This is a genomic window from Sorangium sp. So ce834, from assembly GCF_051521425.1.
GTDB lineage: Bacteria > Myxococcota_A > Polyangia > Polyangiales > Polyangiaceae > Sorangium > Sorangium cellulosum_D.
This window is the reverse complement of the sequence record NZ_CP150351.1, coordinates 2382998-2402918: the sequence shown is the minus strand read 5'-3', so window position 1 is coordinate 2402918 and position 19921 is coordinate 2382998. Positions and strand designations below refer to the sequence as shown.

The 19921-nt window shown below is 71.1% G+C and carries 2 protein-coding genes (1 of these 2 only partly in view); both read right to left on the bottom strand.

The genetic code is table 11. From position 1 onward, the window contains the following. Window positions 1–75 precede the first annotated feature (75 nt). The gene (locus WMF20_RS08465) at window positions 76–11688 is read right to left on the bottom strand and encodes an SDR family NAD(P)-dependent oxidoreductase (protein WP_437612233.1); all 11613 of its coding nucleotides are present in this window, start codon (window positions 11686–11688) and stop codon (window positions 76–78) included. Continuing rightward, window positions 11685–19921, bottom strand: the 3' end of a protein-coding gene (locus WMF20_RS08460; RefSeq protein WP_437612231.1) for a type I polyketide synthase. Its footprint extends 12685 nt past the window's final position; 8237 of the gene's 20922 nt are visible here — the last part of the coding sequence; its start codon lies off the right edge, out of view — the gene reads right to left on this strand; its stop codon occupies window positions 11685–11687. The genes WMF20_RS08465 and WMF20_RS08460 overlap by 4 nt, the downstream gene beginning before the upstream one ends.

The following is a 19921-nucleotide window of genomic DNA, read 5'->3' as shown; positions in this document are numbered from 1 at the left end:
GCTCCGTCGTGATCACGACCAATCTTGCCTCCAAGCGCTGGGGCACCGTTTTTGGAGATGCGGGCGACGCGACGATCAGCCCACGTAAGCTTGCGATGGGCTGGTGTCCGGTCTCTCGCGCTCTTCTCCGAGCGGCGGCATGCCGTCGACACCGGCCGCCGCGCCGTCCCCGCGGCTGTCACCAGGTGCCTGGGTGGCGCGGTCGCTCGAGCGCTCTCTCCCTGGCCACAGCTGCGTCTCCACGCACGTCGACAGCTCTCGTGCCAGGCTCGCAGGATCATCCAGGACGAGCGAGTGCGTGCCGTCGAGGTGGCTCATGACAAAGTCTCCTGTCGTCACCTGACGCCACGCCTCGATGGATGACGCATCTGGGATAAGCTCGTCCCTCGTCGCTGCCACGGCGAGGACAGGGACGTCCAGCAGCTTCTCCTCGGCCCACCGATAGCTCATTCCAAGCCGCGCATCCGCACGGAACGAGGGGAGGAGCGCCGCACGAAGCTCGCCGTCGTCCAGGGCTGCCTCCGGCCATGCCCCGACGGCGACCATTCTCTTCACGACGGTGTCGTCGTCCTCCTCGATCCCCAGTTGCATCGTGCGCTGTCGTGCGTCGGACGGCGGGGTCATGCAGGCGACGGCGAGGCCGAGCGGCGCACGATGCACGCCACGAGACAAGGCGCCGCACAGCACCGCGTAAGCTGTCCAGGTCCCGAAGCTGTAGCCGAAGAACAGCGTGGGCAAGTCGAGTCGCCCGCGCAGCGCGTCGCACACCTCGCTGACGAAAACGCTCATGTCCGTGACCGGCGTCTCTGCGAGCCGATCACCCCGAGCCGGGGCCTGGATCGCCACGAGCTCCACGTCATCGGCCACGTGCTGGGCGAGGGGTAAGAACAGAGAGGCTGCCCCTCCAGCGCCCGGGAAACAGACGATCCGGACGGCGGGGACGCGCGGCGACCTGAGGATGCGAAGCCACTTGCCGGCGACCTTGTCATTCCGCGGGAGCGAGCGCTCCCCGGCCGAAGGGAGCATGTCGAGGAGGAAAGCACCGATGGACCTGGAGTCTGGATGTGTGAAGGCCACGGTGACGGGGAGCGTGGCGCCGATCAGGCTGGAGAGCCGGTTTCGAAGCTCCACCGCCATCAAGGAGTCCATTCCGAGCTCCAGCAGGGGCTGGTCGGCCCGGATGGTAGCCGCTCCCTGCAACCCGAGCACCGCGGCGACCTCGGCTTGAACCAGAGCGACGAGCGACTTCAACCGCTCCTGCTCAGGCAGCGCCACGAGACGCTCGCGAATCGCCGAGGTGCCCTGTGATGCCGGGGAAACCCGGCGCAGGCCCGGGCGCAGCAAGGCCAGGAACAGCGGGGGCAGCGCGCCGCCGGTGTCGAGCTTGCGCTGCAGCGTCGCCAGATCGAAGCGCACCGGGGCCAGGCTCGCCTCGGCGCGCAGGAGCGCGGCATCCAGCAGCGAAAGGCCCTCCTCAATCGACATCGGCACAAGCCCTGCGCGCCGGATGCGTGACAGCTCTGCCTCGCCCAGGTGCGCTGTCATGCCCACGCCCGCTTGCGCCCAGAAGCCCCACGCCAGGCTCGTCGCCGCGAGCCCGCAGCCGCGGCGGTGCGCCGCGAGCGCGTCGAGGAAGCTGTTGGCCGCCGCGTAGTTGCTCTGGCCCGACGTCCCGAGCGTCCCGGACATCGAGGAGAACAACACGAACCCCGACAGATCGAGCTCCCGCGTCAGCTCGTGCAGGTGCAGCGCCCCGTCCACCTTCGGCGCGAACACCCGTGAAATGCGCTCCGGCGTCTGCGACGACAGGATGCCGTCGTCGAGCACGCCGGCCAGGTGCAGCACCGCGGTCAGCGGGTGCGCGGCCTCGATGCCGGCCAGCACCTGCGCGACCTCCTCTCGCTTCGACACGTCACACGCCGCCACCGTCACGGTCTCGGCGCCGAGCTTCTCCAGCGATTGCACGAGCTCCCGGGCCCCGGGCGCCTCCAGCCCACGGCGCGACGTCAGCACAAGGTGCCGCACTCCGTGCGCGCGCACCAGATGCTCCGCAACGGCCTGACCCAGCTCGCCTGTTCCCCCGGTCACCAGGACCGTGCCCGTCCGGTCCAGCCCGCGAGCCGGCGTAAGCGTCTCCGCTGCCGCCGGCACGCGCACCAGGCGCGCGGCCAGCGCAGCGCCGCCGCGCAGCGCAAGCTCCGGCTCCGTCGCCGTCGCCAGCGCGCGCGCCAGCAGCTCGCCATCCACAGGCTCGGTCCCGACGTCGATCAGGCGCAGCCGGCGCTCGGGGTGCTCGCTTCGCGCCGTGCGAACAAGCCCCCACAGCGGCGCGTGTGCCAGGTCCTGGACACCGTCGCCCGGAGCGGCGCTGACCGCATCTCGCGTCACCCACACCAGCTCCACCCCCTCGAGCCGGGGCTCCGACAGCCACGCTTGCAGCAACGACAGCGCCTCCTGCGTCGCCTCGTGCGACGCCGCCGGCACGCCCGGCTGGCTGGTAGCGGCAGCAGTGACATCGACCACCACCCGCACAGGCGCGCTCGCGCCCTGCTCGAGACGTGCGAGCAATATATCGAGGCTCGCCACCGCCTCCGCCTCCAGGATCTCGGCCAGTGGCCCTTGCCCCTCCGCTACCATGACAAGCGTTGGCCGGGCCGGCTCCGACGAGCCGGCCACGAGGCGCACAGGGCGGAAGTCCACCCGATACAGATGCTGCGCCTCGGTACGGATCGCCGCCCTCAGCTGCTCGGCTGTCGCCCAGCGCAGCTGCAGCTCGCCGACGCTCGCCGCGGGCTGGCCGATCGCATCTGCGACGGACAACGAAGCCGTGATCTGCCTGGAGTCCGCGGTCTCCTGGAGCTCCATCCGGACCCGGAGCTCGCTCGCCCCCATGGCGAGCAACACCACGTCCGACCAAGCGAACGGCAGGAGCACCGCGTTCGCTCCTGGCCTCTCGGAGAGGGCCGCAACCATCGTATGCAGCGCGGCGTCCATCAGCGCCGGATGCACGCCGTAGTCCTCGGCGCTGTCCCCCGCGGCCTTGGGCAACACCACGCGGCCGAACAACGTCGTGCCTCGACGCCACAGCTCCACGAGCCCCTGGAAGGCCGGGCCGTAGTGGAGTCCACGCTCACGCAGCCGCTCGTAGAACCCGGAGAGATCCACCGCCTCCGCGCCGGGCACTGGCCACGTCGCGAGCTCATCGAGCTCACCAGGGATCCCGCGGGGCTCGTCCGTCAACACCCCCGTCGCGTGCTGCACCCACGGGGCGTCTTCTGGCCCCTGCTCCAGCTGGCTGTACAGCCCAAACTCACGCCGGCCCGCCGCGTCCGGCGCGCCGACCGACAGCTGCAGTCGCACGGCCACGTCCTCGGCGAGCACCAGCGGCTCGGCCAAGACCATCTCCGACAGCGCCCCGCTGCCCACCGTGCGCCCAGCCGCCAGCGCAAGCTCCAGCATCCCCGCGCCGGGGAACACCACGTTACCAAACACCTCATGGTCGCGGAGCCACGCATGCTCGCCCAGCGACAGCCGGCCGGTGAACAGATGGCCATCGCCCTCAGCCAGCTTCGTTGCCGCTCCCAGCAGCGGATGGGCGGCCGCCTTCAGCCCCGCCGAGCTCACGTCGCTACGCGCCTTCGAGATATCCAGCCAGTAACGCTGCCGCTGAAACGCGTACGTCGGCAGCTCCACGGCACGACCGCCGTGGCCCGACAGCACCCGTGCCCAGTCCACCTCGTGCCCCTGCACGTGCAGCTGCCCCAGCGTCCTGTACAGCTGCGACAACCCACCTTCGTCGCGCTGCAAGCTCCCCACCACCACCCCCTGCGCCTCCGCGCACGCCGTCGTCAGCGGCATCGCCAGCACCGGGTGCGCGCTCACCTCCACGAACACGCCGTGCCCGTCCTCCAGCAGCTTCGACAGCGCTCGGTCCAGGCGCACCGTCTGCCGAAGGTTGCGGCACCAGTACTCGCCGTCCAGCGCCTCGCCACGCGACACCTCTCCTGTCACCGTCGAGTAAAACGGCAGCTGCGTCGCCTTCGGCCTGAGCGACGACAGCTTCGCTCCTAGCTCGGGCAGCAGCGCATCCATGTGCGCGCTGTGCGACGCGTAGTCGACGTTCACCTTCCGGCAGAACACACCTTCTGCCGTCAGCTCCACCATCAGCCCGTCCACCGCCTCCACGTCACCCGACACCACCGTCGAGCTCGACGTGTTCACCGCCGCTATCGCAAGCGCCTCCCCGTACGGCGCGATGTGCTCCTGCACCTCCGACACCGGCCGCTCGACCAGCATCATCGCCCCCATCCCCGACTGCTGCCGCACCGCCTGGCTGCGCAGCGCCACTACCCGCGCTCCCTCCGCAAGCGACAGCGCCCCGCACACCACCGCCGCCGACACCTCGCCCTGGCTGTGGCCCACCACCGCCGCAGGCTCCAGCCCCAGCGACCGCCACGCCGCGGCCAGACCCACGCACATCGCGAACAGCGCAGGCTGCACCACGTCCACCCGCTCCAGCGACGGCTGCTCCTCCCCGCCATCTCCGCGCAGCACCGACAGCACCGACCAGCCCGTCCACGGCCGCAGCGCCTCATCGCACGCCTGCACCGCCTCCGCGAACGCCGCGCTCTGCTCCAGCAGCGCCCGGCCCATCCCCGGCCACTGGCTCCCTTGGCCGGGGAACACGAACACCACCTTGCCTCGCGCACGCGCCGTGCCCGCCGACACCGCCCGGTGGCCGCGACCCTGCGACAGCGCCCGCAGCACCTCCTCCGCCTCCGACACGCTCGCCGCAAGCACCGATGCGCGAGAGGCGAAGTGCGTCCGGTGCAGCGCTGCCGTGCGCACCACGTCCGACCACCCCACCTCCCCGTGCTCTTCCAGCCATTTCGCCCACCGCCCGGCCTGCGCATTCACCGCAGCCTCGTCTCGCCCCGACAGCACCAGCGGCATCGCCGCCGGCGCCACCTCGGCCTTGACCTCGACGGGCTCGCGCCGCGCCTCGGCCGGCGCTTCTTCGAGGATGATATGCGCGTTCGTCCCGCTGATCCCGAACGACGACACGCCAGCACGACGGACCCGGCCGTTGCGCCGCCACGGACGCGCTTCTTGCAGCAATGACAGCCCGCTCCCCTCCCACGCGATGTGCGGGCTCGGCTGCTCCGCATGCAGCGTCTTCGGCAGCACCTCGCGCTGCAGCGCCAGCACCATCTTGATCACGCCCGCCACGCCCGCGGCAGGTCCCGTGTGCCCCAGGTTCGACTTCGACGAACCCAGGTACAGCGGACGCTCGGGGCTACGCTCCGGTCCAAACACCTCCGCCAGCGCTCCGGCCTCGATCGGGTCTCCAAGGCTCGTGCCTGTCCCGTGCGCCTCCATCGCGTCGATGTCCTCGGGCGACAGCCGGCACGACGACAGCGCCTGCCGGATCACCCGCTGCTGGGCAGGGCCGTTCGGCGCCGTCAGACCCTGGCTGCGACCGTCCTGGTTCACCGCCGAGCCACGGATCACCCCCAGCACACGGTCGCCGTCGCGCTGCGCGTCAGACAGCCGCTTCAGCAACAGCATCCCACAACCCTCGGCCCAGCCCGCGCCGTCCGCCTGCGCCGAGAAGCTCTTGCACCGACCGTCTCGGGCCATCCCCTTGAGGCGGCTGAACTCCACGAACAGCACGGGGGTGCTCATCACCGTCACCCCGCCGGCCAGCGCCAGGTCGCATTCGCCCTGGCGCAGCGCCGTGCACGCCAGGTGCAGCGACACCAGCGACGACGAGCACGCCGTGTCCACCGTGATCGCTGGGCCCTGAAGCCCCAGCACGTAAGCCACCCGGCCAGAGATCACGGAGCCAAGATTCCCCGTCATCTGGTACCCGTCCAGAGCATCCAGGGCGCTCCCGATCTGGCTGCCGTAATCCGAGCCGGCCGAGCCCAGGTATACCCCGGTGGCGCTCCCGCTCAGCGCCGAGGGGCGCACGCCGGCCCGCTCCAGCGCCTCCCACGCCGTCTCCAGCACCAGCCGCTGCTGGGGATCCATCGCCTGCGCCTCGCGCGGCGAGATCCCGAAAAAGCCCGCGTCGAAGAGGTCGACGCCGTGAACGAAGCCCCCCTCGCGCGCATAGCTCTTGCCCACGGCGTCCGGATCAGGAGCGTAGATACTTAGGGCGTCCCAGCGTGCAGGGAAGCGCTCGATCGCGTCCTTCCCTTCCGCCAGGAGACGCCAGTAGTCTTCCGGCGTCGCCACGCCCCCTGGCAGCCGGCACGCCATCGACACGATCGCGATGGGCTCGTCCTCCTGCCCGCGACGACGCCCCCGCGGGCGGTCCCCCGCGCTCTTCAGCTCCGAGAACGCCTGCTTCAGCAGCAGCTCCGCGACGGCCCGCGGCGTCGGGTAGTCAAAGACCAGCGTCGCCGGCAAGGACGTCTCGGTCCGGGCGGTGAGGCGGTTGCGCAGCGCCACCGCCATCAGCGAGTCGAGCCCCAGCTCCTTGAGCACCTGATCTGCTGCCACAGCCTCGCTGCGCGGCAGCCCCATCACGGTCGCGACCTCGGCCTGAACCAGCGCGACGAGCGCATTCAGGCGCTCCGCCTCCGGCAGCCTCGCGAGACGCTCACGGAGCGCCGAGGCTTCCTGGGCTCCAAACGCAGCCTTGCGCAGGCCCGGACGCAGCAGCGCCCGGAGCAGCGCAGGCAGCTCGCCGCTGGCCTCGACTCCTCTCTGCAGCCTGGCGAGATCCAGGTACGCCGGAACCAGGTTCGCTTCAGGCCGCGAGAGCGTCGCGTCCAGAAGCGACAACCCCGCGCTGAAGGACATCGGCATCAGACCAGGTTGTTTCGTGGCTCCCGGCTCGGCGGTGCTCGGTCGGGCGGTCCCCGTCGGCTCCGGCATCCACGACCCCCACGCCAGGCTCGTCGCCGCGAGCCCGCGGCTGCGGCGGTGCGCCGCGAGCGCGTCGAGGAAGCTGTTGGCCGCCGCGTAGTTGCTCTGGCCCGACGTCCCGAGCGTCCCGGACATCGAGGAGAACAACACGAACCCCGACAGATCGAGCTCCCGCGTCAGCTCGTGCAGGTGCAGCGCCCCGTCCACCTTCGGCGCGAACACCCGTGAAATGCGCTCCGGCGTCTGCGACGACAGGACGCCGTCGTCGAGCACGCCGGCCAGGTGCAGCACCGCGGTCAGCGGGCGCGCAGCCTCGATTCCGGCCAGCACCTGCGCGACCTCCTCTCGCTTCGACACGTCACACGCCGCCACCGTCACGGTCTCGGCGCCGAGCTTTTCCAGCGATTGCACGAGCTCCCGGGCCCCGGGCGCCTCCAGCCCACGGCGCGACGTCAGCACAAGGTGCCGCACTCCGTGCGCGCGCACCAGATGCTCCGCAACGGCCTGACCCAGCTCGCCTGTTCCCCCGGTCACCAGGACCGTGCCTGCCGGGTCCAGCCCGCGAGTTCGGGTGACCTCCTCCACCGCCTGCACGCGTACCAGGCGCGAGGCCAGCGCAGCGCCGCCGCGCAGCGCAAGCTCGGGCTCCGTCGCCGTCGCCAGCGCGCGCTCCAGCAGCCCGCCATCCACAGGCTCGGTCCCGACGTCGATCAGGCGCAGTTGGCGCTCGGGGTGCTCGCTTCGCGCCGTGCGAACAAGCCCCCACAGCGGCGCGTGCGCCAGGTCCTGGACACCGTCGCCCGGAGCGGCGCTGACCGCATCCCGCGTCACCCACGCCAGCTCCACCCCCTCGAGCCGGGGCTCCGACAGCCACGCTTGCAGCAGCGACAGCGCCTCTTGCGCCGCCTCGTGCGACGCCGCTACTGGCGATCGACCGGCATTTGCAGCAGTGGCATCGACCAGCACCCGCACAGGCGCGCTCGCGCCCTGCGCGAGACGTGCAAGCAGTACATCGAGGCTCGCGACCGCTTCCGCCTCCAGGATCTCGGCAAGTTGCCCTTGCCCCTCCGAGACTATGACAAGCATTGGCGGGGCCGACTCCGACGAACCGTCCACGAGACGCACAGGGCGGAAGTCCACCCGGTACAGATGCTGCGCCTCGGCACGGGTCGCCTCCCTCAGCTGCTCGGCCGTCGCCCAGCGCAGCTTCAGCTCGCCGATGCTCACCACAAGTTGCCCCACGGAGTCAGCGACGTACAGCGAAGCCATCGCCTGCTCTGCGCCGTGATCCTGGAGATCCACATGGACCCGGAGCTCGCTCGCCCCCATGGCGAGCAACACCACGTCCGACCAAGCGAACGGCAGGAGCACCGCGTTCGCTCCTGGCCTCTCGGAGAGGGCCGCAACCATCGTGTGCAGCGCGGCGTCCATCAGCGCCGGATGCACGCCGTAGTCCTCGGCGCTGTCCCCCGCGGCCTTGGGCAACACCACGCGGCCGAACAACGTCGTGCCTCGACGCCACAGCTCCACGAGCCCCTGGAAGGCCGGGCCGTAGTGGAGTCCACGCTCACGCAGCCGCTCGTAGAACCCGGAGAGATCCACCGCCTCCGCGCCGGGCACTGGCCACGTCGCGAGCTCATCGAGCTCACCAGGGATGCCGCGGGGCTCGTCCGTCAACACCCCCGTCGCGTGCTGCACCCACGGGGCGTCTTCTGGCCCCTGCTCCAGCTGGCTGTACAGCCCAAACTCACGCCGGCCCGCCGCGTCCGGCGCGCCGACCGACAGCTGCAGTCGCACGGCCACGTCCTCGGCGAGCACCAGCGGCTCGGCCAAGACCATCTCCGACAGCGCCCCGCTGCCCACCGTGCGCCCAGCCGCCAGCGCAAGCTCCAGCATCCCCGCGCCGGGGAACACCACGTTACCAAACACCTCATGGTCGCGGAGCCACGCCTGCTCGCCCAGCGACAGCCGGCCGGTGAACAGATGGCCATCGCCCTCAGCCAGCTTCGTTGCCGCTCCCAGCAGCGGATGGGCGGCCGCCTTCAGCCCCGCCGAGCTCACGTCGCTACGCGCCTTCGAGATATCCAGCCAGTAACGCTGCCGCTGAAACGCGTACGTCGGCAGCTCCACGACACGACCGCCGTGGCCCGACAGCACCCGTGCCCAGTCCACCTCGTGCCCCTGCACGTGCAGCTGCCCCAGCGTCCTGTACAGCTGCGACAACCCACCTTCGTCGCGCTGCAGGCTCCCCACCACCACCCCCTGCGCCTCCCCGCACGCCGTCGTCAGCGGCATCGCCAGCACCGGGTGCGCGCTCACCTCCACGAACACACCGTGCCCGTCCTCCAGCAGCTTCGACAGCGCTCGGTCCAGGCGCACCGTCTGCCGAAGGTTGCGGCACCAGTACTCGCCGTCCAGCGCCTCGCCCCGCGACACCTCTCCTGTCACCGTCGAGTAAAACGGCAGCTGCGTCGCCTTCGGCCTGAGCGACGACAGCTTCGCTCCTAGCTCGGGCAGCAGCGCATCCATGTGCGCGCTGTGCGACGCGTAGTCGACGTTCACCTTCCGGCAGAACACACCTCCTGCCGTCAGCTCCACCATCAGCCCGTCCACCGCCTCCACGTCACCCGACACCACCGTCGAGCTCGACGTGTTCACCGCCGCTATCGCAAGCGCCTCCCCGTACGGCGCGATGTGCTCCTGCACCTCCGACACCGGCCGCTCGACCAGCATCATCGCCCCCATCCCCGACTGCTGCCGCACCGCCTGGCTGCGCAGCGCCACTACCCGCGCTCCCTCCGCAAGCGACAGCGCCCCGCACACCACCGCCGCCGACACCTCGCCCTGGCTGTGGCCCACCACCGCCGCAGGCTCCAGCCCCAGCGACCGCCACGCCGCGGCCAGACCCACGCACATCGCGAACAGCGCGGGCTGCACCACGTCCACCCGCTCCAGCGACGGCTGCTCCTCCCCGCCATCTCCGCGCAGCACCGACAGCACAGACCAGCCCGTCCACGGCCGCAGCGCCTCATCGCACGCCCGCACCGCCTCCGCGAACGCTGCGCTCTGCTCCAGCAGCGCTCGGCCCATCCCCGGCCACTGGCTCCCCTGGCCGGGGAACACGAACACCACCTTGCCTCGCGCACGCGCCGTGCCCGCCGACACCGCCCGGTGGCCGCGACCCTGCGACAGCGCCCGCAGCGCCTCCTCCGCCTCCGACACGCTCGCCGCAAGCACCGATGCGCGTGAGGCGAAGTGCGTCCGGTGCAGCGCCGCTGTCCTCACCACGTCCGACCACTGCACCTCCCCGTGCTCTCCGAGCCACTTCGCCCAGCGCTCCGCCTGCGCCGTCACCGAGGCCTCGTCTCGACCCGACAGCACCAGCGGCAATAGCGCAGGCGCCGCCTCGGCCTCAACAGGCTCGCGCCGCGCCTCGGCCGGCGCTTCTTCGAGGATGATATGCGCGTTCGTCCCGCTGATCCCGAACGACGACACGCCAGCACGACGGACCCGGCCGTTGCGCCGCCACGGACGCGCTTCTTGCAGCAATGACAGCCCGCTCCCCTCCCACGCGATGTGCGGGCTCGGCTGCTCCGCATGCAGCGTTCGCGGCAGCACCTCGTGCTGCAGCGCCAGCACCATCTTGATCACGCCCGCCACACCCGCGGCCGCCTGCGCATGTCCCAGGTTCGACTTCGACGACCCCAGGTACAGCGGACGCTCCGGGCTACGCTTCGGGCCGAACACCTCCGCCAGCGCTCCGGCCTCGATCGGGTCTCCGAGGCTCGTACCCGTCCCATGCGCCTCCACCGCGTCGATGTCCTCGGGCGACAGCCGGCACGACGACAGCGCCTGCCGGATCACCCGCTGCTGGGCAGGGCCGTTCGGCGCCGTCAGACCCTGGCTGCGACCGTCCTGGTTCACCGCCGAGCCACGGATCACCCCCAGCACACGGTCGCCGTCGCGCTGCGCGTCAGACAGCCGCTTCAGCAACAGCATCCCACAACCCTCGGCCCAGCCCGCGCCGTCCGCCTGCGCCGAGAAGCTCTTGCACCGACCGTCTCGGGCCATCCCCTTGAGGCGGCTGAACTCCACGAACAGCACGGGGGTGCTCATCACCGTCACCCCGCCGGCCAGCGCCAGGTCGCATTCGCCCTGGCGCAGCGCCGTGCACGCCAGGTGCAGCGACACCAGCGACGACGAGCACGCCGTGTCCACCGTCATCGCTGGGCCCTGAAGCCCCAGCACGTAAGCCACCCGGCCTGAAAGCACGCTCGCCGCGCTCCCGGTCCCTCGGTACCCGTCCAGCGCGGCGAGGTCATTGCCGAGAAGAGCACCGTAGTCCGAGCCCATCGAGCCCAGGTACACTCCGGTGGAGCTCTCGCTCAGCGCCGAGGGGCGCACGCCGGCCCGCTCCAGCGCCTCCCACGCCGTCTCCAGCACCAGCCGCTGCTGGGGGTCCATCCCCTGCGCCTCATGAGGCGAGATCCCGAAGAAGCCCGCGTCGAAGACATCGATATCCCGCAGGAATCCACCCTCGCGCACGTAGCTCTTGCCCACGACGTCCGGATCGGGGTCGTAAACAGAGAACGACTCCCATCGGGACGGGAAGCCATCGATCGCGTCCTTCCCTTCCGCCAGGAGACGCCAGTAGTCTTCCGGCGTCGCCACGCCCCCTGGCAGCCGGCACGCCATCGACACGATCGCGATGGGCTGGGTGCGCGAGGCCTCGAGCTCTGCCATGCGCCGCTCGAGCAGAGCGATCGCCGCCATGGCGCGCTGGAGTCGGGTATCATCGGGCTTTGTCATCACTCACCACCCAAAATTGCGTCGAGCTTACTGTCGATGTCCTGCATGGTCAGCGGGAGCGGGACATCCTCTTCTTCTTGGCGGCTACCATTCTCGTGGTGGCCACCGTTCGTTCGGGGGAGCTTCGGCTCGGCGAGCTGGAGGAGCCGCTGGAGCACACCAGCTTGCTGCATCTGGCTCGCGGAGACCCGCTTGAGCACCCATTTCAACATGCCGTCCGGGTCCGCGGGAGGGCCGTCCTCCTGGGGGGAGAGGGCCGAGAGCAGGCGGCTGTCCAGCAGCCTCGCGATGGCCCGCGGCGTCGGGTAGTCAAAGACCAGCGTCGCCGGCAAGGACGTCTCGGTACGGGACGTGAGGCGGTTGCGCAGCGCCACCGCCATCAGCGAGTCGAGCCCCAGGTCCTTCAGCACCTGGTCTGCCTCAACACCCTCGCTGCGCGGCAGCCCGATTACCGCGGCGACCTCGGCCCGAACCAGCTCGACGAGCGAGCTCAGGCGCTCCGCCTCCGGCAGCTCCGAGAGGCGCTCGCGGAGCGCAGACGCCTCTTTCTTCGTCGCGGAGGACGCCTTGCGCAGGCCCGGGCGCAGCAGGGACCTGAACAACGCCGGCAGCTCGCCGCTGGCCTCCAGCCCCCGCTGTAGCCGCGCAACATCGAGGTGCAAAGGCACCAGGGTCGCCTCGGAGCGCAGGAGCGCGGTGTCCAGCAGCGACAGCCCTTCTCTCACGGACATCGGCACAACCCCGCTGCGCCGCATGCGCGACAGCTCTGCCTCGCCCAGGTGCGCTGTCATGCCCACGCCCGCTTGCGCCCAGAAGCCCCACGCCAGGCTCGTCGCCGCGAGCCCGCGGCTGCGGCGGTGCGCCGCGAGCGCGTCGAGGAAGCTGTTGGCCGCCGCGTAGTTGCTCTGGCCCGACGTCCCGAGCGTCCCGGCCGCCGACGAGAACAGCACGAACGCCGAGAGGTCTAGCTCCCGCGTCAGCTCGTGCAGGTGCAGCGCCCCGTCCACCTTCGGCGCGAACACCCGTGAAATGCGCTCCGGCGTCTGCGACGACAGGACGCCGTCGTCGAGCACGCCGGCCAGGTGCAGCACCGCGCTCAGCGGGTGCGCGGCCTCGATGCCGGCCAGCACCTGCGCGACCTCCTCTCGCTTCGACACGTCACACGCCGCCACCGTCACGGTCTCGGCGCCGAGATTCTCCAGCGATTGCACGAGCTCCCGGGCCCCGGGCGCCTCCAGCCCACGGCGCGACGTCAGCACAAGGTGCCGCACTCCGTGCGCGCGCACCAGATGCTCCGCAACGGCCTGACCCAGCTCGCCTGTTCCCCCGGTCACCAGGACCGTGCCCGTCGGGTCCAGCCCGCGAGCCGGCGTAAGCGTCTCCGCTGCCGCCGGCACGCGCACCAGGCGCGCGGCCAGCGCAGCGCCGCCGCGCAGCGCAAGCTCCGGCTCCGTCGCCGTCGCCAGCGCGCGCGCCAGCAGCTCGCCGTCCACAGGCTCGGTCCCGACATCGATCAAGCGCAGGCCGCGTTCTGGGTGCTCGCTTCGCGCCGTGCGAACAAGCCCCCACAGCGGTGCGTGTGCCAGGTCCTGGACACCGTCGCCCGGACCAGCGCTGACCGCATCCCGCGTCACCCACACCAGCTCCACCCCCTCGAGCCGGGGCTCCGACAGCCACGCTTGCAGCAGCGACAGCGCCTCTCGCGCCGCCTCGTGCGACGCCGCTACTGTCGATCGATCGGCATTTGCAGCAGTGGCATCGACCAGCACCCGCACAGGCCGTCGGGCACCCTGCTCGATCAGTGCGACCAGCGAGTGGAGGCCTGCAACCACCTCCGCCCCCAGAGCCTCGGCCAGTCGTCCTCCCCCCTCCGGCGCACCGAGCACCGCCAGCGAGCCCGTCTCCGCGACCGACGCCGTGAGCTCCGCAGGCTGGAAGTCCACCCGGTACAGATGCTGGACACCAGCATGGATGGCTGTCCGCATCTGCTCGGCCGTCGCCCGGCGCAGATGCAAGGCGCCGACGCTCGCCACCAGCTGGCCGGTCGGGTCAGCGACGTGCAGCGAAGTGACCTCCTGCTGTGCGCCTTGTTCCCGGAGCTCCATCCGGACACGGAGCTCGCTCGCGCCCACGGCGTACAACACCACATCCGACCAGGAGAACGGCAACAAGACGGCGCCTTGCTCTGCCATCTCCGAGAAGGCTGCGACCATCGTGTGCAGCGCGGCGTCCATCAGCGCCGGATGCACGCCGTAGTCCTCGGCGTTGTCCCCCGCGGCCTTGGGCAACGCCACCCGGCCGTAGTACGCCGCGCCTCGACGCCACAGCTCCACGAGCCCCTGGAAGGCCGGGCCGTAGTGGAGTCCACGCTCACGCAGCCGCTCGTAGAACCCGGAGAGATCCACCGCCTCCGCGCCGGGCACTGGCCACGTCGCGAGCTCATCGAGCTCACCAGGGATGCCGCGGGGCTCGTCCGTCAACACCCCCGTCGCGTGCTGCACCCACGGGGCGTCTTCTGGCCCCTGCTCCAGCTGGCTGTACAGCCCAAACTCACGCCGGCCCGCCGCGTCCGGCGCGCCGACCGACAGCTGCAGTCGCACGGCCACGTCCTCGGCGAGCACCAGCGGCTCGGCCAAGACCATCTCCGACAGCGCCCCGCTGCCCACCGTGCGCCCAGCCGCCAGCGCAAGCTCCAGCATCCCCGCGCCGGGGAACACCACGTTACCAAACACCTCATGGTCGCGGAGCCACGCCTGCTCGCCCAGCGACAGCCGGCCGGTGAACAGATGGCCATCGCCCTCAGCCAGCTTCGTTGCCGCTCCCAGCAGCGGATGGGCGGCCGCCTTCAGCCCCGCCGAGCTCACGTCGCTACGCGCCTTCGAGATATCCAGCCAGTAGCGCTGCCGCTGGAACGCGTACGTCGGCAGCTCCACGACACCACCGCCGTGGCCCGACAGCACCCGTGTCCAGTCCACCTCGTGCCCCTGCACGTGCAGCTGCCCCAGCGTCCTGTACAGCTGCGACAACCCACCTTCGTCGCGCTGCAAGCTCCCCACCACCACCCCCTGCGCCTCCGCGCACGCCGTCGTCAGCGGCATCGCCAGCACCGGGTGCGCGCTCACCTCCACGAACACGCCGTGCCCGTCCTCCAGCAGCTTCGACAGCGCTCGGTCCAGGCGCACCGTCTGCCGAAGGTTGCGGCACCAGTACTCGCCGTCCAGCGCCTCGCCTCGCGACACCTCTCCTGTCACCGTCGAGTAAAACGGCAGCTGCGTCGCCTTCGGCCTGAGCGACGACAGCTTCGCTCCTAGCTCGGGCAGCAGCGCATCCATGTGCGCGCTGTGCGACGCGTAGTCGACGTTCACCTTCCGGCAGAACACACCTCCTGCCGTCAGCTCCACCATCAGCCCGTCCACCGCCTCCACGTCACCCGACACCACCGTCGAGCTCGACGTGTTCACCGCCGCTATCGCAAGCGCCTCCCCGTACGGCGCGATGTGCTCCTGCACCTCCGACACCGGCCGCTCGACCAGCATCATCGCCCCCATCCCCGACCGCTGCCGCACCGCCTGGCTGCGCAGCGCCACTACCCGCGCTCCCTCCGCAAGCGACAGCGCCCCGCACACCACCGCCGCCGACACCTCGCCCTGGCTGTGGCCCACCACCGCCGCAGGCTCCAGCCCCAGCGACCGCCACGCCGCGGCCAGACCCACGCACATCGCGAACAGCGCGGGCTGCACCACGTCCACCCGCTCCAGCGACGGCTGCTCCTCCCCGCCATCTCCGCGCAGCACCGACAGCACAGACCAGCCCGTCCACGGCCGCAGCGCCTCATCGCACGCCTGCACCGCCTCCGCGAACGCTGCGCTCTGCTCCAGCAGCGCCCGGCCCATCCCCGGCCACTGGCTCCCTTGGCCGGGGAACACGAACACCACCTTGCCTCGCGTACGCGCCGTGCCCACGGACACCGCCCGGTGGCCGCGACCCTCTGACAGCGCCCACAGCACCTCCACCGCCTCCGACACGCTCGCCGCAAGCATCGACGCCCGCGACTCGAAGTGCGTCCGGTGCAGCGCCGCTGTCCTCGCCACGTCCGGCCACCCCACCTCCCCGTGCTCTTCCAGCCACTTCGCCCACCGCCCCGCCTGCGCATTCACCGCGGCCTCGTCTCGACCCGACAGCACCAGCGGCAATAGCGCAGCCGCCGCCTCGGCCTCGACAGGCTCGCGCCGCGCCTCGGCCGGCGCTTCTTCGAGGATGATATGCGCGTTCGTCCCGCTGATCCCGAACGACGACACGCCGGCACGACGGACCCGGCCGTTGCGCCGCCACGGACGCGCCTCTTGCAGCAATGACAGCCCGCTCCCCTCCCACGCGATGTGCGGGCTCGGCTGCTCCGCATGCAGCGTCTTCGGCAGCACCTCGTGCTGCAGCGCCAGCACCATCTTGATCACGCCCGCCACACCCGCGGCCGCCTGCGCATGTCCCAGGTTCGACTTCGACGAACCCAGGTACAGCGGACGCTCGGGGCTACGCTCCGGTCCAAACACCTCCGCCAGCGCTCCGGCCTCGATCGGGTCTCCGAGGCTCGTACCCGTCCCATGCGCCTCCACCGCGTCGATGTCCTCGGGCGACAGACCACACGACGACAGCGCCTGCCGGATCACCCGCTGCTGGGCAGGGCCGTTCGGCGCCGTCAGACCCTGGCTGCGACCGTCCTGGTTCACCGCAGAGCCACGGATCACCCCCAGCACACGGTCGCCGTCGCGCCGCGCGTCAGACAGCCGCTTCAGCAACAGCATCCCGCACCCTTCGGACCAGATGACGCCGTCAGCCTGGGCAGAGAAGCTCTTGCACCGACCGTCTCGCGCAAGCCCCCGGGCACGACTGAACTCAACGAATCCCGCGGGCGTGGTCATCACCATCACCCCGCCGGTCAGCGCCAGGTCGCATTCGCCCTGGCGCAGCGCCGTGCACGCCAGGTGCAGCGACACCAGCGACGACGAGCACGCCGTGTCCACCGTGATCGCTGGGCCCTGAAGCCCCAGCACGTAAGCCACCCGGCCTGAAAGCACGCTCGCCGCGCTCCCCGTACCCTGGTACCCGTCCAGCGCGGCGAGGTCATTGCCGAGAAGAGCACCGTAGTCCGAGCCCATCCAGCCCAGGTATACCCCGGTGGCGCTCTCGCTCAGCATCGAGGGCCGCACGCCGGCTCGCTCCAGCGCCTCCCACGCCGTCTCCAGCACCAGCCGCTGCTGGGGATCCATCGCCTGCGCCTCGCGCGGCGAGATCCCGAAGAAGCCTGCGTCGAAGACATCGATATCCCGCAGGAATCCACCCTCGCGCACGTAGCTCTTGCCCACCGCCTCCGGATCGGGGTCGTAAACAGAGAACGCGTCATAACGGGAGGGAAAGCGCTCGATGGCGTCCTTCCCTTCCGCCAGGAGACGCCAGTAGTCTTCCGGCGTCGCCACGCCCCCTGGCAACCGGCACGCCATCGATACGATCGCGATCGCCTCGTCTTCCTTCGTCCGGCGACGCGCCCGCGCTGCCGTCACCTGCTGCTTCGAGAAAGCCTGTCTCAGGAGCAGCTCTGCGACGGCGCGCGGCGTCGGGTAGTCGAACACCAGCGTCGCCGGGAGGGGGATCTCGGCTCGGGCGCTGAGCCGACTGCGCAGCTCCACCGCCATCAACGAATCTAGCCCTAGGTCCTTCAGCACCTGATCTACCGCAACGGCCTCGCTGCGCGGCAGCCCGAGCACCGCGGCCACCTCGGCCCGAACCAGCTCGACGAGCGAGCTCAGGCGCTCCGCCTCCGGCAGCTCCGAGAGGCGCTCGCGGAGCGCCGAGGCTTCCTTCCTCGTGGCGGATGACGCCTTGCGCAGCCCAGGGCGCAGCAGCGCGCGAAGCAGCGCGGGCAGCTCGCCGCTGGCCTCCAGCCCCCGCTGCATCTGCGCAAGATCGAGGTGCGCAGGCACCAGGCTCGCTTCGGGGCGCAGAAGCGCGGCGTCCAGCAGCGAAAGGCCCTCCTCGACCCGTATCGGCACAAGTCCGGCGCGCTGGATACGTGAGAGCTCCGCCTCGCCCAGGTGCGCTGTCATGCCCACACCCGCTTGCGCCCAGAAGCCCCACGCCAGGCTCGTCGCCGCGAGCCCGCGGCTGCGGCGATGCGCCGCGAACGCGTCGAGGAAGCTGTTGGCCGCCGCGTAGTTGCTCTGGCCCGCCGTCCCGAGCGTCCCGGACATCGAGGAGAACAGCACGAAGGCCGAGAGATCGAGATCCTCTGTCAGCTCGTGCAGGTGCAGCGCCCCGTTCACCTTCGGCGCCAGCACCCGCGAGAGACGCTCGGGCGTCTGCGCGGTGATGACGCCATCGTCGAGCACGCCGGCCAGGTGCAGCACCGCGGTCAGCGGATGTGCGGCCTCGATGCCGGCCAGCACGCGCGCGACCTCCTCCCGCTTCGACACGTCACACGCCGCCACCGTCACGGTCTCGGCGCCGAGCTTCTCCAGCGCCTGCACGAAGCCTGGGGCCCCGGGCGCCTCCAGCCCACGGCGCGACGTCAGCACGAGGTGCCGCACCCCGTGTGCGCGCACCAGATGCTCCGCGACGGCCTGACCCAGCTCGCCTGTTCCTCCGGTCACCAGGACCGTGCCCGTCGGGTCCAGCCCGCGCGCCGGCGTGAGCCCTTCCGCTGCCGCCGGCACGCGCACCAGGCGCGCCGCCATCGCCGCGCCGCCACGCAGCGCAAGCTCCGGCTCCGTCGCCGTCGCCAGCGCGCGCGCCAGCAGCCCGCCGTCCAGAGGCTCGGTCCCAACGTCGATCAGGCGCAGCCGGCGCTCGGGGTGCTCGCTTCGCGCCGTGCGAACAAGCCCCCACAGCGGCGCGTGCGCCAGGTCCTGGACACCGTCGCCCGGAGCGGCGCTGACCGCATCTCGCGTCACCCACACCAGCTCCACCCCCTCGAGCCGGGGCTCCGACAGCCACGCTTGCAGCAGCGACAGCGCCTGTCCCGTCGCCTCGTGCGACGATATCACCATGTCCGAGCGCTGTGAGCTGCCAGCCGTCATGTCGACCAGCACCCGCTCAGGCAATCGGGTTCCCTGCTCGATCCACGCGAGCAATGCATCGAGGCCTGCGATCGCCTCCACACCCAGCGCTTCGCCCAGTCGCCCTCGCCCCTCAGGCGCACGGAGCACCACCAGCGAGTCCACCTTCGAGCCCGCCTCCACGAGGCTCACGGGCTGGAAGTCCACCCGGTACAGGTGCTGCGCCTCGGCATGCGTCGCTGCCCGCAGCTGCTCGGCCGTCGCCCGGCGCAGATGCAGGGCACCGACGCTCACCACCGGCTGGCCGGCGGCATCTGTAACGCGCAGCGAGGCGGCTGCCTGTGCCGAGTCTCTGCCTCCTGCGAGCTCCAGCCTCACCCGGAGCTCGCTCGCCCCCGTGGCGTGCAACGCCACGTCCGACCACGAGAAAGGCAGCAGCACGTCGTCCGGCGCTGATACCTCCGCAAACGCTGCGACCATCGTATGCAGCGCGGCGTCCATCAGCGCCGGATGCACCCCGTAGTCCTCGGCGCTGTCAGTCGCGTCTTTGGGCAACACCACCCGGCCGAAGAAGGTCGCGTCTCGACGCGACAGCTCCACGAGCCCCTGGAAGGCCGGGCCGTAGCGGAGTCCACGCTCATGCAGCCGCTCGTAGAACCCGGAGAGGTCCACCGCCTCGGCGCCGGGCACTGGCCACGTCGTCAGCTCATCGAGCTCGCCGGAGGTGGCGAGGGTCTCGTCGGTCAACACGCCCGTCGCGTGCTGCACCCAGGGGGCATCTCCCGGTCCCTGCTCCGGCTGGCTGTACAGCCCAAACGCACGCCGCCCCGCGGCGTCGGGCGCCCCGACCGAGAGCTGCAGCCGCACGGCCACGTCCTCCGCGAGCATCAGCGGCTCGGAGATCGTGAGCTCCGACAGCGCCCCGCTGCCCACCGTGCGCCCAGCCGCCAGCGCGAGGTCCAGCATCCCCGTGCCCGGGAAGACCACCTCGCCAAACACCGCATGGTCGCGAAGCCACGGCTGCTCGCCCAGCGACAGCCGGCCTGTGAACAGATGGCCGTCGCCGTCGGCCAGCTTCGTTGCCGCTCCGAGCAGCGGATGCCCCGACTCCCTCAAGCCCGCCGAGCCCACGTCGGTACGCGCCTTCGGCGCTTCCAGCCAGTAGCGCTGCCGCTGGAATGCGTACG